Below are 15,671 nucleotides of genomic sequence, written 5' to 3' on the forward strand. Positions count from 1 at the left end.
CGGCTACCTATGTAAATGTTATTTACATTCACAACGGCGTGATGCCGTGATGGAGAAGGAAATGGCCTACACCGCTGATGTCAATCGCTGGCGCGGCCCCGTCGAAGAGCCCTACCGCCCCTACTTCTACGCGACGCCGTGGCATCCCCTGAAGATCGCCGGGATCATCCTCGGATTCATGATCTGGTGGCCGATCGGTCTCGCCCTTCTCTTTTTCACACTCGGGAGCAGAAAGATGGCCTGTTGGAGTCACAACGACATGGATCGCTGGCAGAACAAGATGGAGCGGATGCAGGACAAGATGGAGCGCATGAAGGGCCGCATGGAGCGCCGCGGCTTCGGCTTTGGCTTCGGTCCGCCATCGAGCGGCAACCGCGCCTTCGACGAGTACCGCACGGACACGCTGCGCCGGCTCGAGGAAGAGCAGGTCGAGTTCAAGAACTTCCTCGACCGTCTGCGCCACGCCAAGGACAAGGAAGAGTTCGACGCCTTCATGGCCCAGCACAAGACCCGTCCGACCCCGCCGAACGACCAGCCGCCGCAAGGCTGATCGCACAAGGCTGATTGCGCAAGGCGAGCCGCGAGGCAGTAGCTAGCCTTCAGGCGATGTGCCCCCATAACACCTGATGGCTCCGAGCCGCCCGTTTGCGACAAGCAAGCGGGCGGTTTGCATTTTGGCCTGGTCACGCCCACTCTATCTTCGGCAATTTGGGCGGCATCTTCGGCAATTTGGGCGGCGGGGCGAGGATCATGGCGGCACCTGCGACCTACGATGATCTGTGGCGTTCGATCCGGCGCGAAGCGGAAGCTGCGATCGCGGCCGATCCTTTTCTTGAGGCGTCGGCCGCCTTCATCCTCGATCAGGGCGACCTCGGCGGCGCGCTCGCCTTCCTGATCGGCCGGCGCATCGGCCGCGCCGAGGCCGATCGCGCGCAGTTCATGCGAACCGCCCGCGAGGCGTTCGCCGCCGATCGCGCGCTGGTCGATGCCGCGGCCTGTGATCTGGTCGCCATCCTGCGCCGCGATCCGGCGATATCAGGCTTGCTGTCGCCGCTATTGAACTTCAAGGGTTACGTCGGGCTGCAAGCCTGGCGCGTGTCGAACTGGCTGTGGCGCCAGGAGCGTCCAGATCTTGCGCGGCTGATACAGGGTGCAGCGGCGGACGCGTTGCAAATCAGCATTCACCCCTCGGCCCGGATCGGGACGGCGGTGTTCCTCGATCACGGCACCGGCATCATCATCGGCGCGCTGGCCTCGGTCGGCGACGAGGTCACGATCCTGCATAACGTCACCATCGCGCGGCATCAGGATGACCCACGCAACGCCCCGAAGATCGGCCGCGGCGTGCTGCTCAGCGCCGGCGCAACGGTGATCGGAAATCTTTCTGTCGGCGATTTCGCCAAGATCGGCGCCGGCGCGTTGGTGACGTCGGACGTGCCCGCCGGCTGCACTGCCATCGGCGTGCCCGCGCGGCTGACCAATTGTGCGGAGGCGGGGGCGCTTTCGTGAGGTGAGTACCTTCTCAGGCTCCCTCCCCCGCAAGCGGGAGAGGCGAAGGGAGAGAGCCAACGTCCCTCACACATTCGATCCATGGATCGCGTCGATCACGGCGTCGGTCACTTCCTTGGTCGTCGCCGTGCCGCCGACATCGGGCGTCAGCACGCCGGCCGCGCACACCTTCTCGACCGCGGCCATCAGGCGCGCCGCGGCGTCGTTTTCGCCGAGATGCTCCAGCATCTGCGCGCCGGTCCAGAAGGTCGCGACCGGGTTGGCGATGCCCTTGCCGGTGATGTCGAAGGCCGAGCCGTGGATCGGCTCGAACATCGAGGGGAAGCGGCGCTGCGGGTCGATGTTGCCGGTCGGCGCGACGCCGAGGCTGCCGGCCAGGGCGCCGGCGAGATCGGACAATATGTCGGCGTGGAGATTGGTCGCGACGATGGTGTCGAGGCTCTTCGGATTGAGCGTCATCCGCACCGTCATCGCGTCGACCAGCATCTTATCCCAGGTGACGTCGGGGAATTCCTTCGCCACCTCGGCCGCGATCTCGTCCCACATCACCATGCCATGGCGCTGCGCGTTCGACTTCGTCACCACGGTGAGGAATTTGCGCGGCCGCGACTGCGCGAGCTGGAACGCATAGCGCATGATCCGTGTCACGCCGACCCGGGTGAACACTGCGACCTCGGTGCCGACCTCTTCCGGCAGGCCCCTGTGCGCGCGGCCGCCCATCCCTGCATATTCGCCTTCCGAATTCTCGCGCACGATCACCCAGTCGAGATCGCCGACGCCGACATTGCGCAGCGGCGAGGCGACGCCGGGCAGGATTTTTGTCGGCCGCACATTGGCGTACTGGTCAAAGCCCTGGCAGATCGGCAGCCGCAGGCCCCACAGCGTGATGTGGTCGGGCACGTCGGGCGCGCCGACCGCGCCGAAATAGATCGCGTCGAACTTCTTCAGATCGGCGAGGCCGTCGGCCGGCATCATCACGCCGTGCTTCTTGTAGTAGTCCGAGCCCCAGTCGAAGGTTTTGACGTTGAAGCTGATGTCGCCGCTGCGCTTTGCCAGTGCCTCCAGCACGCGAACGCCTGCGGAGATCACTTCGGGGCCGATGCCATCGGCGGGGATGGCGGCGATGGAATGAGTGCGCATGGGTCTCTCCGGATCGATGGTTAGCTGGTTCGCATGGGGTTGGGTTGTGGTTCGGCTGGCGCCGGCGCGCCTTGTGCGCGTGACAGCAGCAGGGTGAGCACGGCCGAGAGCACCAGGAGGCCGGCGACGAAATAGAGACCGCCCTCGAAACTGCCGGTGCGCTCCTTGATCCAGCCGATCATCGCCGGGCCGACGAAGCCGCCGAGATTGCCGATCGAGTTGATGGTGGCGATGCCGGCGGCGGCGGCCGAGCCGGACAGGAACATGGTCGGCATACTCCACAGCGGCGGCTTCGACGAGGAGATGCCGATATTGACCAGCGTCAGCGCCGCGATGACGGCGGCAAGGCCGGTCCACAGTCCGGCGAGTGCGAGGCCCGCCGCCGCCATCAGGCAGGCCAGCACCACGTGCCAGGTACGCTCGCCGGTGCGGTCGGAGTGCCGCGCCCACAACACCATGGCGATCACGGCGACGGTCGCCGGCACCGCGTTGAGGAAGCCGACCTGGATCGACGACAGGCCGAACGCCTTGATGATCTGCGGCGCCCACACACCGAGCGTATAGAGCCCGGCGGAGGTGCCGAAGTAGACCAGCGCCAGCGCCAGCACGCGCGGGTCGGCGAGGCCGCGCCAGATGCTGTGACTCGCAGTCGCGGCCTTGCCGTCGTTCTCGGCCTTCATGGTCTTGACCAGCCAGGCGCGCTCGTCGTCGGCGAGCCATCTGGCCTGCTCCGGCCGGTCTGTCAGAAAGCCCAGCACGACGAAGCCGAGCAGCACGGCGGGCACCGCCTCCAGCACGAACAGCCATTGCCAGCCCTTGAAGCCGTAGAGGCCGTCCATCTCCAGCAGCGCGCCGGACACCGGCGAGCCGAGCACGGTCGAGAGCGGCGCTGCGGCCATGAACAGCGCGGTGACGGCGGCGCGCTGCCGCGCCGGGAACCAGTAGGAAAGATAGAGGATGATGCCGGGGAAGAAGCCGGCTTCGGCGGCGCCGAGCAGGAAGCGCAGCACGTAGAAGCTGGTCGCGCCCTGCACCAGCGCCATCGCCGCCGAGACCAGGCCCCAGGTGATCATGACCCGCGCGATCCAGATCCGCGCGCCGATCTTGTGCAGGATGATGTTGGAGGGCACTTCGAACAGGAAGTAGCCCCAGAAGAAGATACCGGCGCCGAAGCCATAGACGGTCGGCGACAGGCCGATGTCCTTGTTCATGGTCAGCGACGCGAAGCCGATATTGACGCGATCGATGAAGGCCACGAAGTACAGCAGCATGATGAACGGCACGATGCGCAGTGAGATCTTGCGCAATACGCGCCTGCCAAGCTCGCTTTCCATGGGCTTCCCCGGGGGTTCGTCTTGTTTGTTGGGACGGCGCATGTTGCCGCGCCACCGGGAACCCTAGGAGGTCGCGCCCTTCCGATTCAATCCACGTGGGTTTATACAAAAAAATGATATAATCGCCGGGAGTGGTCCCGCCTCACCTAGCGTCATGCCCGGCCTCGTGCCGGGCATCCACGTCTTGGCTGTGCGAAGAAAGACGTGGATGGCCGGGACAAGCCCGGCCATGACGGCGACAGAACGGTCGGAAGGAGACCCCGGGCCTTGGAACTGCACCAGCTTCGCTGCTTCGTGGCGGCTGCCGAGGAACTGCATTTCGGCCGCGCCGCGCAGCGCCTGCAGATGATGCCGTCGGCGCTGGGCCGCCACATCAAGTTGCTGGAAGAGGATCTCGGGGTGCGGCTGTTCGCGCGCACCACGCGCGCGGTGTCGTTGACCGAGGACGGCGCGACGCTGCTGCGCGAGGGACGCGCGCTGCTCGGCCGCGCCGAGGCGATCGAGGACGGCTTTCGCCGCCGGCTGCGCAAGCCACAGGCGCGGCGTTTCCGGATCGGCGCGATCGACAGCGCCGCCGCCGGCCTGCTGCCACCGTTGCTGCGCGACGTCCGCGCCGCCTATCCTGATGTTGCCGTGCAGTTGCTCGAGGAGAAGACCATCCGGTTGTTGCCAAAACTTCTGTCGGGCGCGCTCGATCTCGCTTTCGTGCGCCCGCCGCAGCGGCCCGATCGGCGCATCGAGTTCTTCCCGCTGCTGCAGGAAACCGCAGTGGTGGCGTTGTCGCACAAGCACGCTCTGGCGCGGCGCAAGCAGATCGTCCTGCCCGATATCGCCGATCAGCCATTGATCGTGCCGGAACGCCGCTCGCGGCCACACAGCCACGATCTCACGACAAAACTGTTCGACGAGGCCGGGCTGACGCCCCGCATCCAGGAGATCGCCGACGAGAAGCAGACCATCGTCAACATGGTCGCGGCGCGGCTCGGCGTCGCCATCGTGCCGCGCTGGACTGCACGGATGGCGATCCCGGGAGTGCGTTTCGTTCCCCTCAGGCTCAAGCGCGGCAGCAGCGCCGGCCGCCTGCCGCTCGCCGCCGCCTGGCTGAAAGGCTCCCGCGATCCGGTCCGCGACCAGGTGATCGCCGTGCTGGAAGCAAGGTTGAAGAGCTACGCGCGCGAGGCGTGACGCGGCGGCGAACCTGTTTGCGCTTCAATCATACCAAGGGTAACGTGCGCGTGGTGGTGCGGCTCGCAAGCGGGTGGGGTCGTCGTCGATGGATCTCTGGACCAGATGCCTGCTTGGCACGACGTTCGTTGCCGTCGTCGGCTATTTCGCCCTGATCTACGGCGGCTGCGCGCTGGATGAGCGGTGTCACCTGCGCTCCTGCTACGCTCACAGGGTCTGCGGCGTGGTCTACGACACCGATGCGGCTACGAAGGCGCAGTGAAGCCGGATCGGCGCAGGCCGCCGCTGCTGTTCGAGGTCGCGGTGGCGCTGCAGATGACGCGATGGACCCAAGGGACCTCGGCTCAAGCCGAGACCGCGTCCGTTCTTCAGAGAACTTGCAAAGCAAGTGTCATATTGGCCTGCTAGCGATTCCGCTGCGGCTTGCCCGTGTGCTCCCGCACGGGAAGCCGCCCCGACGCTTCGCCGGCATTCCTTGACCGGAGGGATCATGCTACGCATCGTCACCTGGCTGACGCTTTTGATTTCCCTTCATGCCGCCGAGGCACAAGACAGGGCGCCGGGCGTCTCATCGCAGCCCTATTTTGGGGGCTCCACAACGCCGCCGACCGATCTGCCGTCCGGGATCGGCAATTATTGCATCTACGAGAACCTCATCTACTCGATCGGCTCGCCGATGTGCGTTGGCAAAACGAGCTACGTATGTGCTCCCGCGACAAACGAGACGGAACTCAGTCAGCGGGGGTATTGGACAGCAAGACCAGCTGACCCAAAACTCACCGCGCCGGTGTGCCAGTAGCTCCCGTCTCTCCCCCACCCTGCGGGAGCGACAAATCAACCCGACGGGCAACTCAGGAAAAACCTGTCAATCCTCAAACGCATAATATTTCGCTTTATCAGAAGCACAACTCAGTGGTATAGAACCAGCCGTCTCGCCCGATCGAGGGGCGCTTCGCGGTCGTCACGAACGTGGGTCGAGATGCGGTGGACGCCGATTGCGCGACTGACGAGTGCGCATGAGGCGGACGGCGAAGTCGTGCAGGCCTGACGCCCTAGTGGTAGGTGTCTTTTTACAAGGCGCGAATGCGCCTCGTGAAGACGGTGACAAAAAAGCCCAGTCTCGCCGGGGAGAGCACGTATAAGCCGTAGCCCATCGCGCAGGGAAAGCCGGGATGTTTCCGGTTACACCTGTGGTCCTACCTCCCGTGCTTTTTGTTGCACGGGACCCATGGGTGCGATCGGCACCCGGCTTTCCCTGCGCCCTCTGTCTCCAGAGTGGCGAAACGAAATGCAAAACTTCGGACAGATCATGTCGCGAGAACGCGAAATTGCGTCCACATACACACACCTGTCGTCGCCCGGCTTGCCGCCTTCGCTAAAGCTCCGGCGTGCCAGGGATTCGTGGCCTCGTCGAAGCCTTGGCGTCGACGGGACCGGGCGATCCAGTACGCCGCGGCCTCTCGGTTCAGCACCCCTGTCTCTGGAATACTGGATCACCCGATGCACGGGTGACGACACCGCGGTGTTTTACGTCTTGGGTTGCAACCCATCCTCGTCGTCGTCCTGGCGCAGGCCAGGACCCATTACCCCAAATCTCGATTGTTGCGCGACTTTGGGGGCGCGATCCCATTTATTCACTGAACGCGGTGGTTACGGGTCCTGGCTTTTCGCAGGGACGACGAACGGAGAGATACCGTGCCGCTATGACCCTCACATAGACCAGGCTGTAGACATACGACTTCGGCCCCTTGCGGCTCACCCGATCGCCTTCCGGCGGATGATCGCCCTGGTCGGCCGGCAGCACGTTCCGGGGCCTGCCGGCGCAGAATTGGCTCAGGGGATCCCAGGCCACCCAGCCCCAGTCCGGGCGGTGCTCGATCCAATCCTGGCCCTGATCCTGGCGATGGTAGCCGACGGTTCCATCCGGGGCGGGTTTTCCGGACAAAGCGGTAGCGAGGGCATCACTCCTGCCGGTGCAGCTCGAATCCCTCCCGGTTTTGCGTATCGGCCATGAGTTCCTCGTTTGTAGACTCGCGTTATGTTATAATATAACAGTCGTTCCATGACGGACACGCATTCTCACGACCACACCCACCATCACGGCCACGCCCATCAGCACGCGCACCGCCATGGCCCGTCGGCGCATCCGCCCCAGGCCGCGCCCTGGTCGATCCTGCGCATGCCGGTGCCGGCCCGGTTGCTCGCCGCGCTCGCGGTGAGCGCCTGCCTGTGGGCCGTCGTCTGGCTGGCGATGAGGTGAATGATGGGCGCTCCTCTTGTCACATTCCGCGACGTCACCCTCGGCTATGACCGCCATCCGGCCGTGCATCACCTCAACGGCGCGGTCGAGGCGGGCGCGCTGCTAGCCGTGATCGGCCCCAACGGCGCCGGCAAGTCGACGCTGCTCCGCGGCATCGCCGGTGTGCTCAAGCCGCTGTCGGGCGTGATCGATCTCGACGGGCTCGACCACCGCGACATCGCCTATCTGCCGCAGTCCACCGATATCGACCGCAGCTTCCCGATCTCGGTGTTCGATTTCGTCGGCACCGGATTGTGGCGCACGACCGGCTTCTTCGGCGGCATCGGCAAGGCCGCGCGCGACAAGATTTTGGCGGCGCTGGCCGCGGTCGGCCTCAACGGCTTCGAGAACCGCCCGATCGGCACGCTGTCCGGCGGCCAGATGCAGCGCATGCTATTCGCGCGCGTGCTGTTGCAGGACGCCCGCCTGATCGTGCTCGACGAACCGTTCAACGCCATCGATACCAAGACCACCACCGACCTGCTGGCGCTGGTGAAGCGCTGGAACGGCGAGGGACGCACGGTGCTGGCGGCGCTGCACGACCTCGACATGGTGCGCAACAATTTCCCGGAAACACTGCTGCTGGCGCGCGGCCCGGTGGAATGGGGGCCGACCGCAGAGGCGCTGACGCCGGACAATCTGACGGTCGCGATGCGGATGTGCGAAGCCTTCGACGACTCTGCCGCGGCCTGCGCGGCCGATCCGCGTTCACGGGCCGCCTGACGCCAATGCTCACTGATGCGCTGATCACGCCCTTCACCGAATTTGAATTCATGCGGCGCGCGCTCGCGGCCGTGTTCGCGCTGTCGCTCGGCGGTGCGCCGATCGGCGTATTCCTGATGCTGCGCCGGATGAGCCTGGTCGGCGACGCCATGGCGCATGCGATCCTGCCGGGGGCTGCGATCGGCTTCCTGCTGTCCGGGCTCAGCCTGTTCGCGATGACGACCGGCGGCTTGATCGCGGGTTTCACCGTGGCGCTGTTGGCCGGCCTCGTCGCCCGCACCACCGAGCTGAAGGAGGACGCCTCGCTCGCGACCTTCTACCTGGTCTCGCTCGCACTCGGCGTCACCATCGTGTCCATCAAGGGCACTAACGTCGACCTGCTGCATGTGCTGTTCGGCAATATCCTGGCGATGGACGACCAGACGCTGCTGGTGATCGCGTTCAACGCCACCATCACGCTGCTGGTGCTCGCGGTGATCTATCGCCCGCTGGTGATCGAATGCGTCGATCCGGTGTTCCTGCGCACCGTGAGCCGGGCCGGTGCGCCGGCGCATCTCGCCTTCCTTGCGCTGGTCGTGGTCAACCTCGTCAACGGCTTCCACGCGCTCGGCACGCTGCTCGGTGTTGGGCTGATGATCCTGCCCGCGGGCATCGCGCGGTTCTGGTCGCGCGACATCACCACCATGATCTGCATCGCGGTTGCGAGCGCCATGCTGTCCGGCTATGCCGGGCTGGTGCTGTCGTACCAGACCCGGATTCCATCCGGACCCGCGATCATCCTGGTCGCGGCGGGCCTCTACATCGTGTCGCTGCTGTTCGGCAGTGTCAGTGGTTTGGTACGGCAGCTGTTTCCCGGCCGCCATCTCGAGGCGTAATGATGCGGCGATTGTTCGGTCTGATCTGTCTGGCGCTGGCGCTGGCGAACGTTCCGGCGCGCGCCGCGGAGCGCATCAACGTCGTTGCGAGCTTCTCGATCCTCGCCGACATGGTGCGCAATGTCGGCGGTGATCAGGTCGATGTCACGGCCCTCGTCGGGCCCGACGGCGACGCGCATGTCTATGCGCCGACGCCGGCGGACGCGAAGAAGGTTGCCGACGCCAAGCTCCTGGTCATCAACGGCCTCGGCTTCGAGGGCTGGCTGCCACGGCTGCTGCAGGCCTCCGGCAGCAAGGCGCCGGTCGCGGTGGCAACCAAGGGGATCATGCCACGGAAGATGGGCGACCATGACGACCCGCATGCCTGGCAATCGGTAGCCAATGCGAAGATCTACGTCGTCAATATTCGCGACGGGCTGATCGCTGTGGCCCCCGACCGTGCAGATATCTTCAAGGCCAATGCCGACGCCTATCTGGCCAAGCTGGAGGCGCTCGACCGCGAGGTGCACGAGGCGGTGGCGAAAATACCGGAGCCGCGGCGCAAGGTGATCTCGGCCCACCGCGCCTTCGGCTATTTCGCTGACGCCTATGGAATTACGTTTTTCTCGCCGCTCAGCGTCTCCACGGATTCCGAGCCCAGCGCGCGCGATATCGCCGCCATCATCGCCCAGATCAAGGTCGCGAAGATTCCAGCAGTTTTTCTCGAAAACATCAGCGATCCGCGCCTGATCGAGCGGATCGCGGCCGAGACCGGCGCCAGGGTCGGCGGGACCCTGTATTCGGACAGTTTGACGGCCGAAAAGGGCGATGCAGCCACTTACATTGATATGGTCAGGCACAATATAAAGGCCCTGACCAGCGCGCTCGCCGACTAGGGCAGGGGCCTCCCTGCCGGGGTTGAGCGCGAACCCAAGTTCCCGGAGTTATTATGGCCGAAGCTTCGCAAAAAATTCCAGTGACCGTGCTGACGGGCTATCTCGGCGCCGGCAAGACCACGCTCTTGAACCGCATCCTGTCGGAAAACCACGGCAAGAAATACGCCGTCATCGTCAACGAATTCGGCGAGATCGGCATCGACAACGACCTCATCATCGGCGCTGATGAGGAAGTGTTCGAGATGAACAATGGCTGCATCTGCTGCACGGTGCGCGGCGACCTCGTCCGCATCATGGACGGCCTGATGAAGCGCAAGGGCAAGTTCGACGCCATCATTGTCGAGACCACCGGCCTTGCCGATCCGGCGCCAGTCGCGCAGACCTTCTTCGTCGACGAAGACGTGCAGAAGAACGCCCGGCTCGATGCGGTCGTGACCGTCGCCGACGCCAAGTGGCTGAGCGATCGTCTCAGGGACGCGCCGGAAGCCAAGAACCAGATCGCGTTCGCCGACGTCATCGTGCTGAACAAGACCGACCTGGTGTCCAAGCCCGAGCTCGCCGAGGTCGAGGCCCGCATCCGCGGCATCAATCCCTATGCCAAGCTGCACCGCACCGAGCGTTGTCAGGTCGGGCTATCAGATGTGCTGGAGCGCGGCGCGTTCGATCTTGACCGCATCCTGGAGATCGAGCCCGATTTCCTTGAGGCCGGCGACGGTCACGACCATGACCACGATCATCACGACCATGGTCATGACTATGATCACCATCACCACGATCACGGCCATGGGCTGAAGCATTATCACGACGAGGACATGCAATCGCTGTCGCTGCGCTCGGAGAAGCCGCTCGACCCGACCAGGTTCATGCCCTGGCTGCAGCAGCTCGTCGCCACCGAGGGCCAGAAGATCCTGCGTTCGAAGGGCATCCTCGCCTTCACCGGCGATGACGACCGCTACGTGTTCCAGGGCGTCCACATGATGCTGGAGGGCGACCACCAGCGGAAATGGAAGGACGGCGAGAAGCGCGAGAGCCGGGTCGTGTTCATCGGTCGCGAACTGCCGGAGCAGGCGATCCGCGACGGCTTCGAGCAGTGCATCACCACGTGATGAAAGAGTTCGACCCGGGCGAGGCCCCTTCTTCCATCGTTTCGATCACCGACCGCGTCAAGCCGCTCGCGCTTGGCGCGGCGGTCGGTTCGGTGCATTTCCTCGGCGACCGCGCGTTCTTCGTCGGCGCAGAGGAGAGTGTCGCGATCGCCACCGCCGACGGCGAGATCACGCGCACGCCGACGCATTTCGGCGCCATCCTGTGCGCGGCCTCCGACGGCAAGCGGCTCGTCACCGGCGGTGACGACGGCAAGCTGATCGCGATCGATGCCAACGGCGAGACCTCGACGATCGCGACCGATGCCAAGCGGCGCTGGATCGACAATGTCGCCCTGCACAGTGACGGCACGTTGGCGTGGTCGGCCGGCAAGACCGCGTTCGTGCGCAACCCCAAGGGCGAGGAGAAAACCTTCGAGGTGCCGTCGACCGTCGGCGGGCTTGCGTTCGCGCCGAAGGGCCTGCGGCTCGCGATCGCGCATTACAACGGCGTGACGCTGTGGTTTCCCAACATGGCCGCCAATCCGGAATTCCTGGAATGGGCCGGCTCGCATCTTGCGGTCTCGTTCAGCCCGGACAACAAGTTTCTCGTTACGGCAATGCATGAGGCCGCGATGCATGGCTGGCGGCTCGCCGACAACCGGCACATGCGGATGAGCGGCTATCCCGGCCGCGTGCGCTCGATGTCATGGAGCGCCGGCGGCAAGGGGCTTGCGACCTCCGGCGCCGATTCCGTGATCGTCTGGCCGTTCACCAGCAAGGACGGCCCGATGGGCAAGGAGCCGGCGATGCTGGCGCCGATGCCGGCGCGGGTCGCCGTGGTCGCCTGCCATCCGAAGAACGACATCATGGCGGTCGGCTATGCCGACGGTACCGTGCTGATGGTCCGGCTCGAGGACGGCGCCGAGATCCTGGTGCGCCGGAATGCCGGCACGGCGGTGTCCGCGCTGGGATGGAATGCCAAGGGCACGCTGCTCGCGTTCGGCACGGAAGATGGTGACGCGGGCATCCTGGAAATGTAAGAGATCGCTGCATCGGAAGCGTTTTCGAGCGAAGTGGATACCGGTTCGCGTGAAGAAAACGCGTCAAAACACGAAGCTCGCGCCGGGGCAGCGTCATGCGATTTCTCACCACATTTCAGCTCGCCGACTTCGTCGACACGCTGGTCAGCCTGACGACCGCGTTCGTGCTCGGCACGCTGATCGGGGCGGAGCGGCAATACCGGCAGCGCACCGCGGGGCTGCGCACCAATGTCCTGGTCGCGGTCGGTGCCGCCGCCTTCGTCGACCTCGCGATGCATCTGGCGGGGGCCGATGGCGCGGTTCGGGTGATCGCCTATGTCGTGTCGGGGATCGGCTTCCTCGGCGCCGGCGTCATTATGAAGCAGGGCATGGATGTGCGCGGCCTCAACACCGCGGCGACGCTGTGGGCCTCGGCCGCGGTCGGCTCCTGCGCCGGTGCCGATCTGGTGGCGCAGGCGGCGGCGCTGACCGTGTTCGTGATCGCCGGCAACACGCTGCTGCGGCCGCTGGTCAACGCCATCAATCGCATCCCGCTGAACGAGAAGGCCTCGGAGGTGACCTACTATTTCAAGCTCGCGGTCACCCCCGAGACATTGCCCGACATGCGCGACCGCCTGGTCGAGAAGCTCGAGGCCGCGAATTATCCAGTCGCCGATGTCGACGTGGTCGAGGCCGGTGACGACTTCCTGGAGATCGTCGCCACGCTGGTCTCCACGGCTGTCGACCCCAACGAGCTGAACGCCGTGGTGGTCGACCTGCAGCATCAGCCCGGCGTGCGGCACGCGACCTGGGAAATCAGCACCACGGACTGAGGCGAGGTTCCCGCAGGCTGCGCTCAGGAACCATGCCGTGACACGATCGTTGACCTCGCGGACGCTACGCGGGTGAACGAGATGGCTGTGGATCGGAGCAAGCTGCGGAAGGACGTGCTGATCGCCTCGACGCTGGTGGGGGCAGGCGTCGCGATCGCGGTGCTGTCGCTGCACGCGATCAACGTCGCCCCGCCGCAGGAGATGGCGCAGGCGACCCAGCCGCTGCAACCTACACCTTCGCCCGAACCGCAGAAGACGGCGCCGCCAGCCGAATCGAAGCCCGGCGGCGAGCGGCCGACCACGCCGGCGCCGCAGCCCGCGCGTCCCGACGACGAGGCGCAGAAGGCCGGCGCCAAGCCGGTGCTGCCGCCGGCGCCCGCCGAGAAGACCGCGCCGCCGATCGAGAAGAAATAGCCGCGTTCGGCCGCCGTGTGATGCGCATTTGACGGACGCTGCCGATTATACGGTCTCGCCTCCGCCGCTCGTGCCCGCCATAATCTGTCGTCTTGCCAACGACAGATGGGGCCTTTCATGAAGATCGAGGATATCCGGCGCACCGCCTATTCGATGCCGCTCACCAACCCGTCGTTCCCGCCGGGGCCGTATCGGTTCTTCGACCGCGAATATTTCATCATCACCTACAAGACCGACCCGGAGGCGCTCGCGGCGGTGGTGCCGGAGCCGCTCGAGGTCGCCGAGCCCGTGGTGAAGTATGAATTCATCCGCATGCCCGACTCGACCGGCTTCGGCGACTACACCGAGACCGGGCAGGTGATTCCGGTTCGCTTCAAGGGTGAGGAGGGCGCCTATACCCACGCGATGTACCTCGACGATGAAGGCCCGATCGCCGGCGGCCGCGAGCTGTGGGGATTTCCGAAGAAGCTCGCAAAGCCCAAGATCGCGGTCGAGAGCGACGTGCTGGTCGGCTCGCTGCATTACGGCTCGGTGCTCTGCGCCTCCGCCACCATGGGCTACAAGCACCGCAAGGTCGACCACGACACCGTGCTGAAATCGATGAAGGCGCCGAACTTCATCCTGAAGATCATCCCGCATGTCGACGGCAGCCCGCGGATCTGCGAGCTGGTGCGGTTTCATCTCGAGGAGATTACGTTGAAGGAGGTCTGGACCGGCCCGGCCGCGCTCGGCCTGTTTCCGCACGCGCTGTGCGACGTCGCCCGCCTGCCGGTGCGCGAGGTGATCTCGGCGCTGCACTACAAGGCGGACCTGACGCTCGGCCTCGGCTCGGTGGCGTTCGACTACATGGCGAAATAGATCATGAAAAGAAAATGCCCGGCGCGAAGCCGGGCATTCTGATCGATCGACTGCGCTGCGCGATCAGCGCACCAGAACATTCCGGAACTGCCACGGATCGCTCGTATCGATATCTTCCGGAAACAGTCCCGGACGATCCGTCAGCGGGGTCCAGCCGGTGTAGAAGCCCTTCACCGGGCCGAGATACGGCAGCTGGATTTCCAGCAGACGATCGAAATCCATCTCGTCGGCTTCGACGATGCCTTCGTTCGGGTTCTCCAGCGCCCACACCATGCCGCCGAGCACGGCGGAGGTCACTTGCAGGCCGGTGGCGTTCTGATAGGGCGCGAGTTTGCGGGTCTCTTCGATCGAGAGCTGCGAGCCGTACCAGTAGGCATTGTTGTCATGGCCGAACAGCAGCACGCCGAGTTCGTCGATGCCATCGACGATTTCGTTCTCATCGAGGATGTGGTGCTTTTCCTGCATCTTCGCTGCGCGGCCGAACATTTCATGCAGCGACAGCACGGCATCGTCTGCCGGATGATACGCATAGTGGCAGGTCGGCCGATAGATCGCCGTGCCCGATGCGTCACGCACCGTGAAGTAATCCGAGATCGAGATCGACTCGTTGTGGGTGACGAGGAAGCCATACTGCGCGCCGCGGGTCGGGCACCAGGTGCGCACGCGCGTGTTGGCGCCGGGCTGCATCAGATAGATGGCTGCGCCGCAGCCGGCTTCGTGAGTGCGCGCATTCTCGGGCATCCATTTTTCATGGGTGCCCCAACCGAGTTCGGACGGCTGCACGCCTTCCGACAGGAAACCTTCCACCGACCAGGTGTTGACGAAGACGTCCGGCTCTTTCGGCGACTTGGAGCGCTGGGTGTCGCGTTCGGCGATGTGGATGCCCTTGACGCCGGCCTGCCGCATCAAGTCCGCCCATTCGGCCTTGGTCTTCGGCTTGGGGGCATTGAGCTTCAGATCAGCGGCGACATTGAGCAGCGCCTGCTTGACGAAAAAGGAGACCATGCCGGGATTGGCGCCACAGCAGGAGACGGCCGTCGTCGAGCCCGCGGGGCGCGCCTTCTTGGCGGCCAGCGTCGCTTCGCGAAGGGCGTAGTTGGAGCGCGCTTCCGGGCCCTTCGACGAATCGAAATAGAAGCCGAGCCAGGGCTCGTTGACGGTGTCGACATAAAGAGCGCCAAGTTCGTTGCAGAGCTCCATGATGTCGGTAGAGCCGGTATCGACCGAGAGATTGACGCAAAAACCCTGGCCGCCGCCTTCAGTGAGCAGCGGGGTCAGCAAGTCGCGATAATTGTCCTTGGTCACGCCCTGCTGGATGAATCGCACATTGTGCTTCTCGCAATGTGCCTTGCGGCCCTCGTCCTTGGGATCGATCACGGTGATGCGCGACTTGTCGTAATCGAGATGCCGCTCGATCATCGGCAACGTGCCTTTGCCGATCGAGCCGAAACCGATCATGACAATGGGGCCGGTGATTTTCGCGTGGATCTGCGAGGAGGGGCTCATCGTTTTCTCCAGGAGA

Annotated in this window: 17 protein-coding genes; 14 read left to right on the forward strand and 3 right to left on the reverse strand. The window is 64.9% G+C overall.

What is annotated here, in order from left to right; genetic code table 11:
- Positions 1-61 precede the first annotated feature (61 nt).
- Together ABIB78_RS12815 and ABIB78_RS12820 are read left to right on the forward strand one after the other, a co-directional pair.
- Positions 62-550, forward strand: a complete 489-nt coding sequence (locus ABIB78_RS12815) for a DUF2852 domain-containing protein (RefSeq protein WP_429024756.1) — start codon at positions 62-64, stop codon at positions 548-550.
- A 200-nt stretch (positions 551-750) separates the two neighbouring features.
- Complete coding sequence (locus tag ABIB78_RS12820; protein ID WP_429024758.1) at positions 751-1,509, forward strand: serine O-acetyltransferase; 759 nt, start codon at positions 751-753, stop codon at positions 1,507-1,509.
- A gap of 66 nt (positions 1,510-1,575) precedes the next feature.
- Here the strand turns inward: ABIB78_RS12820 and ABIB78_RS12825 are convergent, their stop codons facing one another.
- Positions 1,576-2,649: a tartrate dehydrogenase gene (locus ABIB78_RS12825; RefSeq protein WP_429024760.1), complete on the reverse strand. Its 1,074-nt coding sequence runs from the start codon at positions 2,647-2,649 to the stop codon at positions 1,576-1,578.
- A gap of 20 nt (positions 2,650-2,669) precedes the next feature.
- A complete protein-coding gene (locus tag ABIB78_RS12830) occupies positions 2,670-3,983 on the reverse strand; it encodes a D-galactonate transporter (RefSeq protein WP_429024763.1) in 1,314 nt (437 codons plus the stop codon).
- Positions 3,984-4,250: 267 nt separating this feature from the next.
- Here ABIB78_RS12830 and ABIB78_RS12835 point away from each other — a divergent pair, with 267 nt between their 5' ends.
- The 12 genes from ABIB78_RS12835 to ABIB78_RS12890 all read left to right on the forward strand — a co-directional run bounded on the left by ABIB78_RS12835 (position 4,251) and on the right by ABIB78_RS12890 (position 14,149).
- A complete protein-coding gene (locus tag ABIB78_RS12835; protein WP_429024764.1) occupies positions 4,251-5,168 on the forward strand; it encodes a LysR family transcriptional regulator in 918 nt (305 codons plus the stop codon).
- An 88-nt stretch (positions 5,169-5,256) separates the two neighbouring features.
- Positions 5,257-5,430 (forward strand): hypothetical protein, encoded by a 174-nt coding sequence (locus ABIB78_RS12840; protein ID WP_429024766.1) that lies wholly within the window; start codon positions 5,257-5,259, stop codon positions 5,428-5,430.
- A gap of 228 nt (positions 5,431-5,658) precedes the next feature.
- Entirely contained in the window at positions 5,659-5,967 is a 309-nt protein-coding gene (locus tag ABIB78_RS12845) for a hypothetical protein (RefSeq protein WP_429024768.1), read from the forward strand.
- A 1,263-nt stretch (positions 5,968-7,230) separates the two neighbouring features.
- Positions 7,231-7,428, forward strand: coding sequence for a hypothetical protein (locus tag ABIB78_RS12850; protein ID WP_429024770.1), 198 nt, complete (start codon positions 7,231-7,233; stop codon positions 7,426-7,428).
- 3 nt (positions 7,429-7,431) lie between these two features.
- Entirely contained in the window at positions 7,432-8,190 is a 759-nt protein-coding gene (locus ABIB78_RS12855; protein ID WP_429024773.1) for a metal ABC transporter ATP-binding protein, read from the forward strand.
- Between the two features lie 5 nt (positions 8,191-8,195).
- Positions 8,196-9,065: a metal ABC transporter permease gene (locus ABIB78_RS12860; RefSeq protein WP_429024775.1), complete on the forward strand. Its 870-nt coding sequence runs from the start codon at positions 8,196-8,198 to the stop codon at positions 9,063-9,065.
- A 2-nt stretch (positions 9,066-9,067) separates the two neighbouring features.
- Positions 9,068-9,940 carry a metal ABC transporter substrate-binding protein gene (locus ABIB78_RS12865; protein WP_429024778.1) on the forward strand — a complete coding sequence of 291 codons (873 nt, stop codon included), beginning with the start codon at positions 9,068-9,070 and terminating at the stop codon, positions 9,938-9,940.
- Positions 9,941-9,993: 53 nt separating this feature from the next.
- Positions 9,994-11,046 (forward strand): CobW family GTP-binding protein, encoded by a 1,053-nt coding sequence (locus ABIB78_RS12870; protein ID WP_429024780.1) that lies wholly within the window; start codon positions 9,994-9,996, stop codon positions 11,044-11,046.
- Positions 11,046-12,065, forward strand: coding sequence for a WD40 repeat domain-containing protein (locus tag ABIB78_RS12875; protein WP_429024783.1), 1,020 nt, complete (start codon positions 11,046-11,048; stop codon positions 12,063-12,065). Before ABIB78_RS12870 ends, ABIB78_RS12875 begins: the two co-directional genes overlap by 1 nt.
- A gap of 95 nt (positions 12,066-12,160) precedes the next feature.
- Complete coding sequence (locus ABIB78_RS12880; RefSeq protein ID WP_429024786.1) at positions 12,161-12,877, forward strand: MgtC/SapB family protein; 717 nt, start codon at positions 12,161-12,163, stop codon at positions 12,875-12,877.
- A gap of 81 nt (positions 12,878-12,958) precedes the next feature.
- The gene (locus ABIB78_RS12885) at positions 12,959-13,291 is read left to right on the forward strand and encodes a hypothetical protein (RefSeq protein WP_429024788.1); all 333 of its coding nucleotides are present in this window, start codon (positions 12,959-12,961) and stop codon (positions 13,289-13,291) included.
- Between the two features lie 117 nt (positions 13,292-13,408).
- Positions 13,409-14,149, forward strand: coding sequence for an acetoacetate decarboxylase (locus ABIB78_RS12890; protein ID WP_429024790.1), 741 nt, complete (start codon positions 13,409-13,411; stop codon positions 14,147-14,149).
- A 63-nt stretch (positions 14,150-14,212) separates the two neighbouring features.
- Here the strand turns inward: ABIB78_RS12890 and ABIB78_RS12895 are convergent, their stop codons facing one another.
- Positions 14,213-15,655 carry a homospermidine synthase gene (locus ABIB78_RS12895; RefSeq protein ID WP_429024792.1) on the reverse strand — a complete coding sequence of 481 codons (1,443 nt, stop codon included), beginning with the start codon at positions 15,653-15,655 and terminating at the stop codon, positions 14,213-14,215.
- Positions 15,656-15,671 lie beyond the last annotated feature (16 nt).

It is taken from the genome of Bradyrhizobium sp. I1.14.4 (genome assembly GCF_050435825.1).
In the GTDB taxonomy this organism is placed as follows: domain Bacteria; phylum Pseudomonadota; class Alphaproteobacteria; order Rhizobiales; family Xanthobacteraceae; genus Bradyrhizobium.